The organism is Streptomyces sp. NPDC059092 (genome assembly GCF_042756365.1).
Classification (GTDB): Bacteria; Actinomycetota; Actinomycetes; order Streptomycetales; family Streptomycetaceae; genus Streptomyces.
The window spans coordinates 142,892-160,904 of the sequence record NZ_JBHZEJ010000008.1 but is presented as its reverse complement, the minus strand read 5'-3'; the positions used below and the strand labels follow the sequence as shown (position 1 = coordinate 160,904).

Here is an 18,013-nt window from a genome sequence, read left to right as displayed (position 1 = left end):
CAACGGCCCGATCACTGCCCAGGCCTGATCAGTCACTTCATGACGACGCACCACGAACGGACCAACGACCAACCGACATTGCGGACACGCCCTAGGGGGTTTTGGCCATCCGCTTACCTTTAGGCGGGTGCCCCATCCCGTATCGTGCGGTTATGGACCCCACGCGTAACACAGCGCTCGAAGCGTGGATGGCCGAACATGGTCACAGCTCCAACAGCCTTGCCCGGGACCTGAACAGGGCACTCGAACACATCACCGGACGCTCAGGGAGGTTCGACGGTCGCACGGTACGGGACTGGAAGTCGGGCCGGGTGAAGTGGCCCAACACGGCGACCCGAGTGGCACTGGAGCAGGTCACTGGCCTGGATGCCACCGAACTAGGGTTCATGCCACGGGGAAAGACCCCGGCCGCCCTCACCTCCTTGGCCCCGTCGGAGGACCACTTGCACCGCCGGACCTTCGTGACCTGCCTCCCGGCCGCCACACTCGCCGCAACCCCCATTGCCGCACGCCTCACGATCGGTACCGCGGACGTCCAGCGCCTGCGCCAAAACCTCGCAGACCTCTGGGAGATGGACGACCAGCACGGCGGCGGCCCCACACTGGAGAAGGCAGCCGTACGACTCAGCGACCGCACCGAAGAACTCCAGCGCACCGGTACCGCGACGTCACGGATCCGCTCCCGCCTGTACGCCCTCGCGGCCACCTTCACCGCAACCGCCATGTGGGCAGCCGTCGACTCCCGCCAACTCGACCGCGCCCAGCGACACATGGAAAAGGCGGTCACCCTCGCGGGCCTCTCGGGTGACGGGCAGGTGCAGCACCAGATTTGGCGGTACGCCTCCATGCTCGCCGGCCAGCAGGAACGCTGGGTTGACGCCGTGGCCGCCTCCGAGGCCGCCATGTCCGCCAGCGTGCACCGCAGAGACCCCCTATATGCCTCGCTCAGCCACGCACGTCTGGCGGTCTCCCTCTCCGGGACCGGCGACCACCCTCGCGCGCTGAACGCGCTGGAGCGGGCAGAGACGGCGTTCGAGCGTGCCGACCGCGGCGAGTGGCGCCCGGCCTCCATGGACTTCTACACCCACAGCGAACTCGACGGCCTCGTCGGCATCACCTACTTGCGGCTGGGCCGGCCCGAGCGCGCCGAGTACCACCTTCACCGCTGTATCGCCGCTCTGCGCCCCGACCAGCACCGAAACCGCGCTTACTACGCCGTACACATCGCCTTCGCCCAGCTTGCCCAGGGCGAAGCCGAACAGGCATGCACCACCGCCGTCAGCGTCATCCCCCCGCCCGGCTCCACCAACACCGGCCGCATTCCCCACCTGCTGACCACCTTCACCTCCAAGCTCAACATCACGGCACCGGGCGCACGCACCACCCGTGAATGGAACGCCCGCACCGCCTGACCCGGAAGGAACCGCCACGTGACCACCGTGGAACTGCGCCGCTACGGCAGCCAGGATCTCGACACCATCCGGCAGACGCTCACGGACGTGTACGCCGAGGCCTACGCCGACCGGCTCTCCGACCCGTTCTTTTCCGTCGAGCGGTTCGAGGAGCGGCTGAAAGGCCACGTCTCCCGCGACCCCTGGGAGGTCGTCATCGGCTGGGACGGTAAAGAACCGGTCGGCTACGCCTACGGATCCCCCCTCCCGCCCCGCTCCCGCTGGTGGGCCGGGATGCTTCAGCCGCTGCCAGAGGCGATGACGGCCGAGGACGGCACGCGGACCATGGCCCTGTTCGAGCTGATGGTGCGCCAGCCGTGGCGCAAGACCGGAACGGCCGTGCGCATCCATGAAGAGCTGCTGTCCGGTCGCGCGGAGGAACGCGTGACGCTCCTGGTGGAGCCGACCCACCCGAAGGTCAAGACGCTGTACGAGTCGTGGGGGTACGAGAACATCGGCGACCAACAGCCGTTCCCTGATGCCCCTGTGTACGCGACCATGCTCCGCATCCTGCGGCCCGCGTAGCCCGAGTCCGCATCGTGGCGGCCCGTCTCCCGCTGGAGGCGGGCCGCCGCCGGAGTGGGAAGCATGCGGAGTCACGGTCAACCGGCCCTCGCCTCAGGAAACAGGGGGCCGCTGTGTGTGGCGGAGACTGTCCGCCCCGGTCACAGCAGCGTGAGCTGGGTCGCGCCCGGCTCCCGGGGCGGTGCCTCGGGAGCGGTACGGATGCGGCGTGCCGCGCCCCGGCCCGCCGGGCCGATGCCGAACCCGTCGGCCAGTTCGTGGACCTGGCGGGTGATCCGGCGCTGGTACCACTTCGGCGCGTACGCCCCGTCCGCGTACAGCCGCTCGTACCGGGCCACCAGATACGGATGGTGCTCTGCCAGCCACGCCATGAACCACTCGCGTGCCCCCGGCCGCAGGTGCAGCACGAGCGGGGTCACGGAGGTGGCCCCGGCCGTGGCGATCGCCCGTACCGTCTCCCTGAGCTGTTCGGGGCGGTCGCCGAGGAAGGGGATGACCGGGGCCATCAGTACCCCGCAGTCGATGCCCTGGCCGGTCAGCGTGCGTACGACGTCCAGGCGGCGTTCGGGGGAGGGCGTGCCGGGCTCGACCGTGCGCCACAGCTCCTGGTCGGTGAAGCCGACCGAGACCGAGATGCCGACGTCGGTGACGGCGGCGGCCTCCCGGAGCAGATCGAGATCGCGGAGGATCAGCGTGCCCTTGGTGAGGATGGAGAACGGGTTCGCGCGGTCGCGCAGCGCCGCGATGATGCCCGGCATCAGCCGGTAACGGCCCTCCGCCCGCTGGTAGCAGTCGACGTTCGTCCCCATCGCGATGTGCGCCCCCTGCCACTGACGGGAGGCGAGCCGGCGGCGTACCAGCTCCGGCGCGTTGATCTTGACGACGATCTGCGAGTCGAAGCCCAGACCGGTGTCCAGATCGAGATAGCTGTGGGTCTTTCGGGCGAAGCAGTAGACGCAGGCGTGGGTGCAGCCCCGGTAGGGGTTCACCGTCCATTCGAACGGCATACGGGACGCGCCCGGCACCCGGTTCACGATCGAACGCGCCCGGATCTCGTGGAACGTGATGCCTCGGAATTCAGGGGTGTCGAACGTACGTGTGGTCACCGCGTCCGTGCCGAAGAGCGCGATCTCCCCGTACGGCGGTCCCGGCGTCCCGGGTGCTCCGGTCCCCGGGGTGTCGGGTGGGCTTTCGGTCAGATTGTCCCAGCGCATGGGTGCCTCCTCGGTAGCACTGACGTCAGAATAGAACACTTGTTCCCTTGATCGCTTCCGGCCCGGATTTGGGCGGGCGTGCCGGGGGGTGGTTGGGTGGCCGCACCCCACTTAAGAACCGAGTGCTGGAGGAAGAGCCATGGCGCAGGTCGAGGCCACGACGGAGCGAATCATCGCGGCGGACCCGGAGACGGTGTTCGATGCTCTGGCCGACTACGAGAACACCCGCGCGAAGCTCCTTCCGGGGCAGTTCAGCGAGTACGAGGTCCGCGAGGGCGGCGACGGCGAGGGCACCCTCGTCCACTGGAAGCTCCAGGCCACCAGCAAGCGCGTGCGCGACTGCCTGCTGGAGGTGACCGAGCCCAGCGACGGCCGCCTCGTGGAGAAGGACCGCAACTCCTCGATGGTCACCACCTGGACCGTCACCCCGGCAGGTGAGGGCCGTGCGAAGGCCGTCGTCTCCACCGTCTGGGACGGCGCCGGAGGCGTCGGCGGCTTCTTCGAGCGGACCTTCGCCCCGAAGGGGCTCGCCCGCATCTACGACGAGCTGCTGGCCAAGCTCGCCACGGAGACCGAGAAGGGCTGACCCCCGTCCGGCCCGGCACCGGGTCTCGCTCGGGGGTTCCCGGGCTCACCGTTTCGAGTGGTCTTCCCCGCGGCGCGGTGGTGCGCCCCCGGCGTGCGGCGTCGCGGGAAAGCCCCTGATGGGCGCCCCGTTGCCACCTTTTCCCCTCAACTTCCCCCCGTCACACTCCTCTTCGGGGGAGAGCCTCCCGCTTGCTCCTGCTCGGCGGCCAATGCGAAGAATGACGCCGCGCAGGTGCGACGAGGGGAGCAGTACGTGGGTGGGACCACTCTGGTGACGGAAGGCGGACCGGTCGTCGAACGCGACGGCGGGGCCGCCCACGGCGGGCCGGGCGACGGGCTCCACGCCCCGTACGGCACGGGACCGGACACCCCCGCCCCCGGGAGGGCCCCCGCCGCCCCGCTCAGCCCCCGCAGGACCCGCCTGGTCTTCCTCGGGCTGATGCTCGCCCTGCTGCTGGCCTCGCTGGAACAGATGATCGTGGCCACCGCGCTGCCGAAGATCGTCGGCGAACTCCAGGGCCTGGACCGGATGTCCTGGGCGATCACCGCGTATCTGCTCACCGCCACGATCGGCCTGCCCGTCTACGGGAAGCTCGGCGACCTCCTCGGCCGCAAGGGCGTCTTCCAGTTCGCGATCGTCGTCTTCGTCATCGGCTCCGCGCTGGCCGGCCGGTCCCGCACGATGGACCAGCTCATCGCCTTCCGCGCCCTCCAGGGAGCCGGCGCCGGCGGACTCATGATCGGCGTCCAGGCGATCATCGCGGACATCGTCCCGCCCCGGCAGCGCGCCCGGTACATGGGGCTCATCGGCGCGGCCTTCGGGCTCTCCTCCGTCGCCGGGCCGCTGCTCGGCGGCTTCTTCACCGACCACACCTCCTGGCGCTGGTGCTTCTACTTCAACGTGCCCTTCGGCCTGCTCACCCTCGCCGTCGTCACCGTGGTCCTCAAGCTCCCCAGACCCGCCGCCCGCGCCCGCCTCGACATCCTCGGGACGCTGCTCCTGGCCGCCGCGTCCACCTGCCTGGTGCTGCTGACCAGTTGGGGCGGTACGGAGTACGCGTGGGGCTCCCGCGTCATCCTGGGGCTGGCCGCGGGCGCCGCGGTCACGACGCTGCTCTTCCTGGTGGCCGAGCGCTTCGCCGTGGAACCGATCATCCCGCCGCGCCTCTTCCGCGACTCCGTCTTCAACGTCACCGGACTCCTGGGCGCCATCGCCGGCGTGGCGCTGTTCGGCGCCGCCAGCTATCTGCCGACCTTCCTCCAGATGGTCGACGGGGCCAGCGCCACCGAGTCCGGGCTGCTGATGCTGCCCATGATGGGCGGCATCGTCTGCTCGTCCATCGTCGCGGGGCAACTCGTCAGCCGTACGGGGCGCTACAAGATCTACCCGGTGCTCGGCTCCGCGCTCGCGGCCGTCGGCATGTGGCTGCTGTCCCGGCTGGAGGCCGACACCTCCCGCTTCGCCTGCGGGGTGGCGCAGGCCGTCCTCGGGCTCGGCGTCGGCCTGGTGATGCCCGTGCTGGTGCTGGCCGTGCAGAACTCCGTACGCCCGGCCGACCTCGGTACCGCCACCAGCGCCAACAACTACTTCCGGCAGATCGGCGGCAGCGTGGGCGCCGCCGTCTTCGGCACGCTCTTCGCGGGCCGCCTCGCCGAGGCACTGGCCGACCGCGTCCCCGCCGGGGCCGGACTGCCGAGCCCCGAGTCCATCACCCCGCAGATGGTCCACGCCCTGCCGCCCGCGCTGCGCGACGGCTACGTCCAGGCGTACGCGGACGCCATGCCCCGGATCTTCCTCTACCTCGTGCCGGTGCTCGCGCTCGGCCTGTTGACCGCCTTCTGCCTCAAGGAGAAACCGCTGGTGTCCCAGAACGCCTCCGCCGCCGAGCCCACCGCCGCCGAGCCGGTCGCGGTCCCCCTGCCCCGCGTCGCCCAGCCGGCCGCCGGGGCGCCGCGGCTGCCGGGGGCGCCCGCCGCGTACGGCCCGCCGGCCCTCGCCGCGTACGTCCCGGGCGTGGCCGTCTGCGGCACCGTCCAGCACCCGGACGGCTCCACCGTGCCCCGCGCCGCGCTCACCCTCATCGACGTCCAGGGGCACCAGATCGGGCGTGGCGCGAGCGGCGCGGACGGGCGGTACGCGCTGAGCGTGCCCGGGGCCGGTTCGTACGTGATGATCGCGGCGGCCGGCGGGCACCAGCCACAGGCCGTCACGGTGACCGTCGGCGAACGCCCGGTCGAGCTGGACGTGGTGCTCGGCGGTGCGGGGCGTCTGGCGGGCGCCGTGGTCACCGCCGACGGTACCCCCGTACGGGACGCCGCCGTGACCCTCACGGACGTGCGGGGAGACGTCGTGGCGACCACCCGCAGCGGGCGCGAGGGCGGCTATGTGATCTCGGAGCTGGTGGCGGGCGAATACACCCTCGCCGCGAGCGCCCCCGCCTTCCGGCCCGCCGCGCTCCCCGTCACCGTGCAGGCCTCACGGGAGACCCGGCAGGACATCGAGCTGGCCGGCGGGGCGGTGCTGCGGGGGACCGTACGGGCCGGGGGCGGCCGTCCCGTCGAGGACGCCCGGGTCACCCTGCTCGACGCGGCGGGCAACGTGGTGGACACCCTCACCACCGGCGCCGACGGCACATTCCGCTTCGTCGACCTCTCCTCCGGCGAATACACGGTCATCGCGGCGGGCTATCCGCCGGTGGCCACCGTGCTCCGGATGGCGGGCGGCGGGCGCACCGAACGCGATCTTCAATTGGGCCACGAGGACTGACCGAAATTCAATGGACAAAGGGTTGTGCGCGGGCGCACTACCTATTAGTTCATTGCCCGGCGCAACCAGTGCCGGAGTGCGTACCGTGGAGGCGGAGCCGCGGATCCTGGCGGCAGGGAAGGAGCCTCCCACCCATGGACAGGGGTATTCCGCCGGGGCCGCCGGAGCAATTCGCGGCGGCCGGCCGGATTCCGCTCGCCGTGGTCGTCGTGGACGGCAACGGTCTGGTGTCGCACTGGTCGAGCGGGGCCCGACGGTTGTTCGGGCCCACGCGGGACGAGGCGGTCGGCCAGTTGGCGGCGGATCTGATGCCGGTGGCCGGAGCCCTCGCGCAGGACGAGCCGAGCGTGGCCCACGGGGCCTACGACGGCCGTGACGACCGCGACGGCCAGGACGAACTGGGGCCCGCGCTGCACACTCTCGGCTCCTACGCGACCGCCGGGTGCGCCAAGCTCTCCGAGCCGGGGCGTGGCAGGCTCGACGTGCTCTGGTGGGCCTATCCCCTGGTCGGGCCGGGCCCCGGCCGCCATCTCGTACTCGCCGCCGACGCGGCCCAGTTCCGCTCGGCGGACGGCGGGGCGACCGGCGATCCGGACGGCGGCGCGCTGCGGATCACCCCGGCCTTCGCGCTGCACACGGAGTTCCCCGACGCAGACCGGCTGGCGAGAAGGCTGCCGGACATCCTGCCGAACATGGGACCCGCGGCAGCCGGCCGCATCGTCTCCCAGGTCCTCGAACTCGGCTATCCCGTGCTGGAGTTCAGTCATCACGAACGGGTCCCCGTCACCCCCGACTGGGGTGTGCCGAAACGGGCGCCCGGCCGTCCGGGGCGCGCCGAGCCCGAGACGGAGACGGCACCGTACCGGCGGCGGGCGGCGCCCCGGCCCGAACTCGACCTGGAGTACGCGGAGGTGCGCGAGCGCCTCGAATTCCTGAACGAGGTCAGCGGACGGATCGGCAGCTCCCTCGACCTGGCCCGCACCATCCGTGAGGTCACCAGCGCGGCCGTGCCCCGCTTCACCGACTTCGCCGGCACCCACCTGCGCGCCGCCGTCCTGGCCGGCGAGGGGTTCCCCGACGGGCCGCCCGACGTCACGACCATCTGGCACCGCGTCTGGGTCGAACACAACGACGAGCCGGGCCGCTGGGACGACACGGTCCCGGTCGGCGAGGCCATCGCCTTCCCCGAACACACCCCGTTCTTCCAGTGCATGGTCACCGGCGAGCCCGTCCTCATCCCCCGGATCAGCGAGGAGCAGGGCAACCGGATCTCGGGCGAGTTCGAGAAACGTGACCTGCGGCCCCTCATCAACCACCGCTCCATGCTCCTCGTCCCGCTCAAGGCGCGCGACGTGGTGCTCGGCTTCATGGTGCTGATGCGGCGGCCCGAGCGCGAGCCGTTCGACACCATGGACCGCACGACCGGCGCCGAACTCGCCGCCCGCGCCGGGCTCGTCCTCGACAACGCCCGCATGTACACCTACCAGGAGAACGTCGCCGAGACGCTCCAGGACAGCATGCTGCCGCAGGTCCCGCCGCGCATGGCCGGATGCGACATCGCCACCCGCTATCTGCCCGGCACCCGGCTGGGCCGGATCGGCGGCGACTGGTTCGACGCGGTCAAGCTGCCCGGATCGCGTACCGCGCTGGTCGTCGGGGACGTGATGGGCCACGGCCTCAACTCGGCGGCGATGATGGGCCAGTTGCGTACCGCCGTCCAGACGATGGCCACCATGGAGATGCCACCCGCCCAACTGCTCCGCAATCTAGACGACTTGGCGCAGCGCCTCGGCGAACAGTACCTGGCCACCTGTCTGTACGCGGTGTACGACCCGATCCGCTCCGAGGTCCAGATCGCCAACGCGGGCCACATCCCGCCGGTGCTCGTCCGCGCCGAGGACGGCAGCAGCGAAGTCCTCGACGTGCCGACCGGAGCGCCCATCGGCGTCGGCGGCGTGGCCTTCGAGACCGTGACCGTACGGATCCGTCCCGGCGACCGGCTGGTGCTCTGCACCGACGGCCTGGTCGAGGTGCGCGGGGAGGACATCGGGGACGGACTCGCGGCGCTCTGCGCCTCCGCCGCCCATCCCGCCGCCTCGATGAACGACGCCTGCGACACGATCATCCGCGCCCTGAACACCCGCGGCGGGCGCAAGGACGACGTGGCACTGCTGATGTCCAGGCTCAACGGCATCCCGGCCGACGACGTGGTGGAGTACGAACTCGCCCTGGACCCGCGCGAGGTGGGGCGCGCCCGGCGGCTGGTACGCGACCGGCTCCTCGACTGGGGCCTGCCCGGCACGGTGGTGGACACGGCCGAACTGATGGTCAGCGAGCTGGTCACCAACGCCGTGAACCATGCCCGCTCCCACCGGGTCGTGCTGCGGCTGGTCCGTACGGACGCCCTGCTGTGCGAGGTCCTCGACGACGAGCCCGCGCCCGCCACCCTGCTCAGCGCGGGCCGCTCGGACGAGTTCGGCCGCGGACTGCGGGTGGTGAGCGCACTGGCCCGCGAGTGGGGCAGCAGCAGTTCGGCACACGGCAAGACGGTCTGGTTCGAACAGGCACTTCCGCGCACGGCGTGTGTCCGTGCGAAGGGCAGGTGAAGGAAACACCAGGCCCTCTTGCCCCCCACGTCCCACGGACGGTACTCCAGGGTGCGACAGCTCACGCCTGGTGAGCCGTACATGGGAGGGACCGACATGGACGTGTCGTCGCGCTACCGGGAATCCTGGGAAGGCTACTGGCGGGAGACCTCCGACGCGCCGGGCGAGGCGATCTGGGACTGCGACCCGTCGCTCAGCTCGGTCCCGCACAGCGAACTGCTCCTGCCGCACGCCGACGCCTCACTGCCCGTGGTCGACCTCGGCTGCGGCAACGGCACCCAGACGCGCTACCTCGCGACCCGCTTCGCCCGCGCGATCGGGGTGGACCTCTCGCACGAGGCGATCGCACACGCGCGCCGCGCCGACAGCACGGGAACGGCCGAGTTCGAACAGCTCAATCTGGTCGACCACGACGCCGTACGCGCGCTGCGCGAGCGCACCGGCGACACCAACGTCTACATGCGCGCCGTGATCCACCAGAGCGATCCGCAGGACCGGCCCGCGGTCGCGGCGGCCGTCGCGGAGCTGGTCGGCACGCGCGGCCGGGCCTTCGTCGCCGAGCTGACCCCCGCCTCCAAGGCGGTGCTCCAAGGGGCGGTGGAGGGTCCTGGCGGCCCGCCGCGGAAGCTGCGCCGGGTCTTCGACCACGGGCTCAAACCGGCGGGCGTGACCGACGAGGAGGTGCCCGAACTGCTGCGCGGGGCCGGCCTGGAGATCCTCGCCAGCGGCGACACCGCGCTCCCGCAGACCGAGCACCTGTCCGACGGCACCCGTATCGACCTGCCCGCGCGCTGGTTCGTCCTCGCCGGACAGTGACGGGCGGCGGCCGTAAGGGGCAGGTGTACGGCCGCCGCCCGCACCGGTAAGGACGCGGCTGTACGGATGAGGGTGCGGGGACGCGGGTGTACGGGCGCGGGTGCGCGTCGGCCGCTGCACGTGGGCCGCTGTACGTGGGCCGTCCGCGCGGGGCCGGTCAGGCGTCGCCCGCCCCTACCCCCGCCCCCGCCTTCGCGCCGGCCGTCGGACGGCGGCGCGGGTGGGGGATGGGCAGCGGGAACCCGCCGGAGCGCCGGGGCGTCAGCGTCTGGAGCCGGATGACCGCCTCCAGGCCGCCGCCCGGCGCGGGCAGCAGCAGCGCCTCGCCGCCGCCGGCCAGGGTGAGGCGCTGGACCAGGGCGAGCCCGAGGCCCGTGCCGCCCTTCGGCGCGTCGGGCGCCCGCCAGAACCGGTCGAAGGCGCGCCGCCGCTGTTCCGCGGTCATCCCGGGCCCCTGGTCGGCGACATGGAGTTCCGCGCCGTTGCCGCGCAGCCGCCGGAACACCGTGACCGTGCTCCCCATCGGCGCCACCCGCAGGGAGTTGGAGAGCAGGTTGTCCAGGATCTGTTCGACGGCCCCGGGGACGGCCAGGGCCCCGCCGATCGGATCGCCGAGCAGCAGCAGCCGTACGCCGTGCTGCTCGTACAGGCCGCTCCACGCGTGGACGCGCTCCGCCGCGGCCTCGTCCAGATCGACCGGCTCGGGGGTGAGCGCCGTCTCCTCCATCCGGGCCAGCGAGAGCAGCCCCTCGACCATCCTGGCCAGCCGCTCGGTCTCCGTCATCGCGGCGTTGAGGTTGGCGCGCAGATGCGGCGGCACATCGGGTTCCAGGTTGTCCAGCCGTAGCCGCAGCGCCGCGAGCGGTGTCTTGAGCTGGTGGGACGCCTCGCCGGCGAACGCGCTCTGGGAGGCGAGCAGATGCTCCAGCAGGGCGGCCGTACGGTTGAACGTGGCGGCCAGCACCCGCACTTCGGGCGGTCCCGTGGTGACGGACGCCGGGGTGGTCAGGCTGCCGCCCGCCAACGTACGGGCCGCGCGCTCCAGTTCACGGATGGGACCGCCGATCCAGCGGGCCAGCGCGAACGCCACCGTACCGACGGCGATCAGCACCCCGACCCCGCCGAGCGCGAGGCCCAGCCACACCTGGTGGACGTCGCGCGCGATGGCGTCGGTCGGAACGATGAGCCGTACGGCGCCCTGGAGTGTGGCGCCGTGCCGGACCGGGACCGCCACCGAGAGCCAGTTGACCCCGCCGATCGAGGAGGTCCGCACATCGGCGCCGTTGCCGCCGAGCAGCGCCGCGGAGATCTCGGGACGCTCGGCCAGGCCGGCCCGTTCGTCGGCGTCGAGCGGGTGGGAGGTGGCGAGCGGGTCGCCCGCGGGGTCCACGACCAGCACCCGGCCGCCGATGCGCTTCGCACAGGCGGTGACCTGTGCGGCGAGTTCCTCGGGGCGGCCGTAGGCGAGGGAGAGCGAGGCGTAGTCCGCGATCGACTCGGCCTCCTCGTGGGCGGCGTTGGTGGCGCGCTCGCGCTCGGCGGCGCTGTAGACGTAGCCGAGCGGAATCTCCAGGCAGATCAGGACGAGCGCGGCGAGCGTCAGATAGCTGACCAGCAGTCTCTGTGTCATCAGAACCGTGACCCCGGGTGATCGAAGGCGTGCTCGGCGCCGGCCGAACCCTGGTGCTCCGGGTGCGGATCGGCCCTCACGGCGAGCCGCAACCCTACCCCGCGCAGTGTCTGGATCCACGCCGGATTCCCCAACTTCCGCCGCAGTGTGGCGACATGAACGTCCAGGGTCTTGGTCGGACCGTGGAAGTTCGGGTCCCACACCCGGTCGAGTATCTGCTGGCGCGAGTAGACAGCGCCGGGATCCTCGGTCAGCAGGGCCAGCAGATCGAACTCCTTGGGGGTGAGGATCACCGACCGCTCGCCGATCCACACCTGACGGGTGCGCCGGTCGACGATCAGCGCGCCCGTGGAAGCGGCTTCCGCTGGCGCCGACGGCCGGGCCGCCGCCGGTCGGGCCGCGGGGGCCGGGGGAGCCGCGGGCTCCGGGGGAGCCGCCGGGGCCGGGGGAGTCGCGGGGGTGGGCGGAGCCTGCCGCGCCCGGGGCGCCGTGGAGGGCGGGGGAGCCGTCGGCATCGGGAACGGGAACGCCCCGCGCCCGTGCGTCACCTCCACACCGATCGGGGCCGGGATCCCGCCGAAGGCCCCCGTGGCGGCGGGCGCGTCCAGGGGCGCGCCCGCCGGGGCCGCCCAGGCGGCGGTCCGGCGCGTCACGGCCCGGATCCGGGCGATCAACTCCCGTACGCTGAAAGGCTTCGCGAGATAGTCGTCGGCGCCCAGCTCCAGCCCCAGGACCCGGTCGGCCTCCGTGCCGCGCGCGGTGAGCATGATGATCGGCACGTCCGACACCTGCCGGATGCCCCGGCAGACGTCGATGCCGTCCATGTCCGGCAGGCCGAGATCGAGCAGGACGATGTCGCCGTACGGGCCGCGCAGCCCCTCCGCGCCCGTGGACACCCGGTTCACTGTCAGGCCGTAGCGGCCCAGACCCTCGACAAGGGGCTCGGCGATCGTCTCGTCGTCCTCGATGAGCAAGGCCCTCAGGGTCATGTATTTCCGTTTCTCCGCGAATTCGACCGACACGAGTTCTCCGCCGTATTCACGCCGGGGCGAACACCGTACGATAAATGAATCCGACGAACGCGTTTTCCGCAAGAGTGGGAGCCAGGTCACAGGGTTCGGCCGAATCATGGCATTGCCTTAGTGTTCCTCTAACCTTCGCCTTGGGTAGCGCTCTCTACTGTGTTGAACCAGGTCCTGGCTACAACCGCCCCCTGGGGAGGCACCATGAAGGCTCTGCTCGAACGCGCCCGCTCGTTCCGACGCCGGGTGGATTTCGAAAGCGAGACATATCGGAAACTGGCCGAGGGGCAATTTCCGCAGGCACTCTTCGTCGCCTGTTCCGATTCCCGCGTCATCCCCGCATTGATCACGGGTGCGCGCCCCGGTGAAGTCTTCGAAATACGCAACGCCGGCAACATCGTCCCGCCGCACATGCCTCATCTCGTCTCCGGCGAGGCCGCCACCGTCGAGTACGCGCTCGAAGTGCTCGACGTACGGGACATCGTCGTCTGCGGACACTCGCACTGCGGCGCGATGGGCGCCCTGGCCTCCGGCAAGGATCTCTCCGCCCTGCCCGGCGTGGGCGCCTGGCTGGAGAACGCGAGGCCGGGACTGGCCTCCGTACTGGACCGCGAGCCGTTGGACGGTACGGATCCGGCCGCCCCGGGGGACGCGCTCGTCACGGAGCTGGCACAGCTCAACGTACGGGTCCAACTGGCCGCGCTGCGCGAGTATCCGGCGGCCCGGCGGCGCCTCGCGGAGGGCAGGCTGAAGCTGCACGGCTGGTACTACGAGGTCCACACCGGTGAGGTGTGGGAGCTGGACGAGGAAGACGACAGCTTCCGGGTGCACGCGTGCTGAGCCCGGGGCAGGGGTACGGCGGCCCCGTCCAGCCCGGCCCGCCCGGCAACGGCCGCCACCGGGGCCGGCACGCGGGCCGCGGCCCGGACCGGGCGCACGAACCCGAGCCCGAACCGGAATACGGCACGGTGCGGCCGGATCCGTTCGACGCCTTCGGCGCGGACCCGTACGCGCCCATGGACCCCTACGCGGATCCGTACCCCGTCGCCGATCCGTACGCGTCCACCGCGGATCCGTACTCCGGCCCGGACCCCTATGGCACGGACCCGTACGCGAAGGACCCGTACGCGAAGGCCCCCTTCGGCACCGCGGCGGCCTCCTACGGGGCGCCACCGTCCGCGCCGCCGAGGCCGCCCGGGCCCCCGCGGCCCGCCGGGAAGGCGCCGTCGGGCTCAGCGGCCGGGAAGAAGAAGCCGGGGGCCGGCCGGAAAGCCGACCTCGCCACCGAGATCACCGCGTCCTTCGTCGTCTTCCTCGTCGCGCTGCCCCTCTGCATCGGTGTGGCCGTCGCCTCCGGCACCCCGCCCGAACTGGGCATCATCTCCGGTGTCGTGGGCGGCCTGGTCGTCGGCATGGCACGCGGCAGCACCCTCCAGGTGAGCGGCCCCGCCGCCGGACTCGCGGCGCTGGTCGCCGAGGCGGTCCTGGAACACGGACTCGCCACCCTCGGCGTGATCGTGCTGGCCTCCGGGCTCCTCCAGATCGGGCTCGGACTGATCCGCCTGGGCAGGATGTTCCAGGCCATCTCCATCGCCGTGGTGCAGGGCATGCTCGCCGGGATCGGGCTGCCGCTGATGTTCAGTCAGGCGTACCCGATGGCCGACGCCAAGGCCATCGGCGTACCGGTCGAGAACATGCTCGGCATCCCCGGACTGATCGCGGACACCCTGGCCGACCCGCAGAAGATGATCGCGGCGGCGCTCGGCATCGGCACCGTCGTCCTCAGCTTCCTCTGGAAGAAGATGCCGGCCCCGGTGAACAAGATGCCCGCCGCGCTGGTCGCGGTGGCCGGCGGCATGGCGGTCGCCGCACTGCCCGGGGTGAACATCACCACCCTCCAGGTCGGCAATCTCCTGGCGTCCGTCCAGATCCCCGGACCGTCCCAGTTCGCGCTGCTCGCCAACGGCGCCGTCCTCACCACCGTGCTCACCTTCACCATCATCGCCTCGGCCGAGAGCCTGTTCACGGCCGCCGCCGTGGACCGGATGCACACCGGCGAACGCACCCGCTACAACTCCGAACTGATCGCGCAGGGCGCGGGCAACACGCTCTGCGGGTTCCTCGGCGCGCTGCCGATGACCGCCGTCGTCGCGCGCAGCTCCGCCAATGTGCAGGCGGGCGCCAAGACCCGGCTCTCCCGCACCCTGCACGGCCTGTGGCTGCTCGCCTTCGCCGTACTGCTGCCCGGCGTGCTCGCCCTCATCCCGATCTCCGTCCTCGCGGGCGTCCTGGTGCACAGCGGCTGGAAGCTGTTCGCGCCGGCGGAGTTCCCGAAGATGTGGCGCCAGGACCGGGGCGAGTTCGCCGTCATGACCCTCACCACGGTCGTGATCGTCGCCACCGCCCTCCTCGAAGGCGTCCTCGTGGGCCTCGCGGCGGGCATCCTCCTGGCCGCGCTGCGGATGTCGCAGACCTCGGTACGCACCGAGGTGGCCGGCGACACGGCGAAGCTGGTCATGGCGGGCAACGCGACCTTCCTGCGGCTCCCGAAGCTGATCGACGCGCTGGAGGAGGTCGCCTCCGCCGGAATGCCCAGGATCCGCCTCGACCTGACCGCCGTCACCCACTGGGACCACGCCTGCCGCAGCCAGGTCGACGAGTTCGTGGCCCAGCAGCGGGGCAGCGGTGAGGTACGGGTGGAACTGCTGCGCCCCAACACCCCCGACGCGCCCGCCCCGTCCGCCGCACAGCCCTCCTCGGCCGCCGGCCAGGGGACCCAGGGGGATCTGGCGGCGACGCCGGGACCGACGGCGGAGTGGTTCTACCTCGACCCGACACCGGTCGAGGAGTACCGGACCTCCACCGACCCGATGGACCCCTTCGGCCCGATGGACCCGACGGGACAGGGCGGGTACCAGCCCCCGGCGCGCATGCGCTGACCCCGCGCCCGCCCGGCGACCCGGTCCGTACGGCGTGCCCCTGCCCGGGGGCGCGCCGTACACGTGTGACGTACTGGCGAGGACATGCCCTTTTCGGCGTGACCCCTACGGGGCAGGCGTTCTGTCGGTCTACACTCGCCCTGCCCTCAGGACCGGCGTGCGGCCGCGCGGCGCCGGGCGGAGAACGGAGCCACCTGTGAAGATCCTGATCAGCGCCGACATGGAGGGCGCCACCGGGGTGACCTGGCCCGGCGACGTCCTGCCGGGCACACCGCAGTGGGAGCGCTGCCGCGCCCTGTTCACCTCGGACGTCAACGCGGCGGTGCTCGGCTTCCTCGACGGCGGCGCCGACGAGGTCCTCGTCAACGAGGCGCACTGGTCCATGCGCAATCTGCTGCTGGAGCGGCTGGACGAGCGCGCCGAGATGCTCACCGGGCGTCACAAGGCGCTCTCCATGGTCGAGGGCGTGCAGCACGGCGACGTCGACGGCATCGCCTTCGTCGGCTACCACACCGGCGCCGGTACGGAGGGCGTGCTCGCCCACACCTATCTCGCCAACACCCTCACCGGGGTCTGGCTGAACGGCGTGCGCGCCAGTGAGGGCCTGCTCAACGCGCACGTCGTCGCCGAGTACGGCGTCCCCGTCGTCCTGGTCACCGGCGACGACCTGACCTGCGAGGACGCGATCGGTTACGCGCCCGAGGCGCACAAGGTCGCCGTGAAGGACCACGTCTCGCGGTACGCCGCCGTCTGCCGCACCCCGGCCCGTACCGCCGCGGACATCCGCGCCGCCGCGAAGGACGCGACGGCCCTCGCCGTGCGCCACGCCCCCGTCGACGGCGGCCCGTTCACCCTGGAGCTGGAGTTCGACGCGGCCCATCTCCCCGCCGCCGCCACGGTCGTACCGGGCGTCGCGCTCAGCGGCGAACGGCGTGTCACGTACACCAGCAGGACGATGTATGAGGCCATTCGCACCTTCAAAGCGGTCACGACGATCGTTTCGTCCGCCGTGGAGGAGCAGTATGGCTGACATGAACACCAGCGACACCGGCGACAACACCCGTAACATCAGCGACGTCGGTGACACCAGCAACGCCAGTAGTGCCAGTGGCACCAGCAACAGCGGAGATGCCCTGGACGCGGCAGCGCTCGACGAGGTCGTCACCTTCACCTCCGACCTCATCCGTATCGACACCACCAACCGGGGCGGCGGGGACTGCCGGGAGCGGCCGGCGGCCGAGTACGTCGCGGAGCGACTCGCGGCCGCCGGACTCGAACCCACCCTCCTGGAGCGGACCTCCGGGCGCACCAACGTCGTGGCCAGGATCGAGGGCACCGACCCGTCCGCCGACGCGCTCCTCGTCCACGGCCATCTCGACGTCGTCCCCGCCGAGCCCGCCGACTGGACCGTCCACCCGTTCTCCGGCGAGATCAGGGACGGGGTGGTGTGGGGCCGGGGCGCGGTCGACATGAAGAACATGGACGCGATGGTCCTCTCCGTCGTCCGGGCCTGGGCCAGGAACGGGATCCGGCCGCGCCGCGACATCGTCATCGCCTACACCGCCGACGAGGAGGCCAGCGCCGAGGACGGCTCCGGCTTCCTCGCCGACCACCACCCCGAGCTGTTCGAGGGATGCACGGAAGGCATCAGCGAATCCGGCGCCTTCACCTTCCACGCGGGCCCCGGCATGGCGCTCTACCCCATCGGCGCCGGTGAACGCGGCACCGGCTGGCTCAAGCTGACCGCCCACGGCAGGGCGGGGCACGGCTCCAAGGTGAACCGCGCCAACGCCGTCAGCCGGCTGGCCGCCGCCGTCGCCAGGATCGGCGACCACCCGTGGCCCGTCCGGCTCACCCCGACCGTACGGGCGGCGCTCGCCGAGATCGCCGTGCTGCACGGCATAGAGACCGACGTGTACGCCGCGGACCTCGATGTGGACGGTCTGCTGGGCAAGCTCGGCCCGGCCGCCGCGCTGATCGAGCCGACGGTGCGCAACAGCGCCAACCCGACGGTCCTGGAGGCCGGTTACAAGGTCAACGTGATCCCGGGGCAGGCCACGGCGTACGTCGACGGGCGGACGGTGCCCGGCGGCGACGAGGAGTTCCGTACCACCATGGACGTGCTGACGGGCCCCGACGTGGAGTGGGAGTTCCACCACCGGGAGGTCGCCCTCCAGGCCCCCGTCGATTCACCGACCTTCGCCAAGCTGCGCGCCGCCGTCGAGCGCTTCGACCCGGCCGGGCACACCGTGCCGTACTGCATGTCGGGCGGCACGGACGCCAAGCAGTTCTCCCGCCTCGGCATCACCGGCTACGGTTTCTCCCCGCTCCAACTGCCGCCCGGCTTCGACTACCAGGCGCTCTTCCACGGCGTGGACGAACGGGTGCCGGTCTCGGCGCTGCACTTCGGTGTCCGGGTGCTCGACCACTATCTGAAGACCGCCTGAATCCCACC

At 71.8% G+C, this 18,013-nt stretch carries 13 protein-coding genes; 10 read left to right on the top strand and 3 right to left on the bottom strand.

Annotated elements, in window-relative coordinates; all coding sequences use genetic code 11:
* Positions 1 to 152 precede the first annotated feature (152 nt).
* Together ACFXPL_RS07855 and ACFXPL_RS07850 are read left to right on the top strand one after the other, a co-directional pair.
* Positions 153 to 1,412, top strand: a complete 1,260-nt coding sequence (locus ACFXPL_RS07855; RefSeq protein WP_384914171.1) for a hypothetical protein — start codon at positions 153 to 155, stop codon at positions 1,410 to 1,412.
* Positions 1,413 to 1,430: 18 nt separating this feature from the next.
* Positions 1,431 to 1,976, top strand: a complete 546-nt coding sequence (locus ACFXPL_RS07850; RefSeq protein WP_384914168.1) for a GNAT family N-acetyltransferase — start codon at positions 1,431 to 1,433, stop codon at positions 1,974 to 1,976.
* Between the two features lie 140 nt (positions 1,977 to 2,116).
* On the opposite strand, the gene ACFXPL_RS07845 is transcribed toward ACFXPL_RS07850, so the two are convergent.
* Positions 2,117 to 3,190 carry an Rv2578c family radical SAM protein gene (locus ACFXPL_RS07845; RefSeq protein WP_384914164.1) on the bottom strand — a complete coding sequence of 358 codons (1,074 nt, stop codon included), beginning with the start codon at positions 3,188 to 3,190 and terminating at the stop codon, positions 2,117 to 2,119.
* Between the two features lie 139 nt (positions 3,191 to 3,329).
* Between ACFXPL_RS07845 and ACFXPL_RS07840 the strand changes: the two genes are divergently transcribed.
* From ACFXPL_RS07840 to ACFXPL_RS07825, 4 genes are all read left to right on the top strand, one after another.
* Positions 3,330 to 3,776 (top strand): SRPBCC family protein, encoded by a 447-nt coding sequence (locus ACFXPL_RS07840; RefSeq protein ID WP_384914161.1) that lies wholly within the window; start codon positions 3,330 to 3,332, stop codon positions 3,774 to 3,776.
* A 255-nt stretch (positions 3,777 to 4,031) separates the two neighbouring features.
* Positions 4,032 to 6,545, top strand: a complete 2,514-nt coding sequence (locus ACFXPL_RS07835) for an MFS transporter (RefSeq protein ID WP_384914158.1) — start codon at positions 4,032 to 4,034, stop codon at positions 6,543 to 6,545.
* A gap of 134 nt (positions 6,546 to 6,679) precedes the next feature.
* Positions 6,680 to 9,151 (top strand): SpoIIE family protein phosphatase, encoded by a 2,472-nt coding sequence (locus ACFXPL_RS07830; RefSeq protein WP_384914154.1) that lies wholly within the window; start codon positions 6,680 to 6,682, stop codon positions 9,149 to 9,151.
* A 96-nt stretch (positions 9,152 to 9,247) separates the two neighbouring features.
* Positions 9,248 to 9,967: a class I SAM-dependent methyltransferase gene (locus ACFXPL_RS07825; protein WP_384914208.1), complete on the top strand. Its 720-nt coding sequence runs from the start codon at positions 9,248 to 9,250 to the stop codon at positions 9,965 to 9,967.
* 157 nt (positions 9,968 to 10,124) lie between these two features.
* Here ACFXPL_RS07825 and ACFXPL_RS07820 read toward each other — a convergent pair whose 3' ends face one another.
* On the bottom strand, positions 10,125 to 11,597 hold the full coding sequence (locus ACFXPL_RS07820; RefSeq protein WP_384914151.1) for a sensor histidine kinase: 1,473 nt from the start codon (positions 11,595 to 11,597) through the stop codon (positions 10,125 to 10,127).
* On the bottom strand, positions 11,597 to 12,586 hold the full coding sequence (locus ACFXPL_RS07815; RefSeq protein WP_384914148.1) for a response regulator transcription factor: 990 nt from the start codon (positions 12,584 to 12,586) through the stop codon (positions 11,597 to 11,599). Before ACFXPL_RS07815 ends, ACFXPL_RS07820 begins: the two co-directional genes overlap by 1 nt.
* A 237-nt stretch (positions 12,587 to 12,823) precedes the next feature.
* On the opposite strand from ACFXPL_RS07815, the gene ACFXPL_RS07810 reads away from it, so the two are divergent.
* The 4 genes from ACFXPL_RS07810 to ACFXPL_RS07795 all read left to right on the top strand — a co-directional run bounded on the left by ACFXPL_RS07810 (position 12,824) and on the right by ACFXPL_RS07795 (position 18,005).
* The gene (locus tag ACFXPL_RS07810; RefSeq protein ID WP_384914145.1) at positions 12,824 to 13,459 is read left to right on the top strand and encodes a carbonic anhydrase; all 636 of its coding nucleotides are present in this window, start codon (positions 12,824 to 12,826) and stop codon (positions 13,457 to 13,459) included.
* Positions 13,453 to 15,558: a SulP family inorganic anion transporter gene (locus tag ACFXPL_RS07805; protein ID WP_384914142.1), complete on the top strand. Its 2,106-nt coding sequence runs from the start codon at positions 13,453 to 13,455 to the stop codon at positions 15,556 to 15,558. The genes ACFXPL_RS07810 and ACFXPL_RS07805 overlap by 7 nt, the downstream gene beginning before the upstream one ends.
* Before the next feature lie 196 nt (positions 15,559 to 15,754).
* A complete protein-coding gene (locus tag ACFXPL_RS07800) occupies positions 15,755 to 16,588 on the top strand; it encodes a M55 family metallopeptidase (RefSeq protein WP_384914139.1) in 834 nt (277 codons plus the stop codon).
* On the top strand, positions 16,581 to 18,005 hold the full coding sequence (locus ACFXPL_RS07795; RefSeq protein WP_384914136.1) for a M20/M25/M40 family metallo-hydrolase: 1,425 nt from the start codon (positions 16,581 to 16,583) through the stop codon (positions 18,003 to 18,005). Before ACFXPL_RS07800 ends, ACFXPL_RS07795 begins: the two co-directional genes overlap by 8 nt.
* Positions 18,006 to 18,013: the final 8 nt, after the last annotated feature.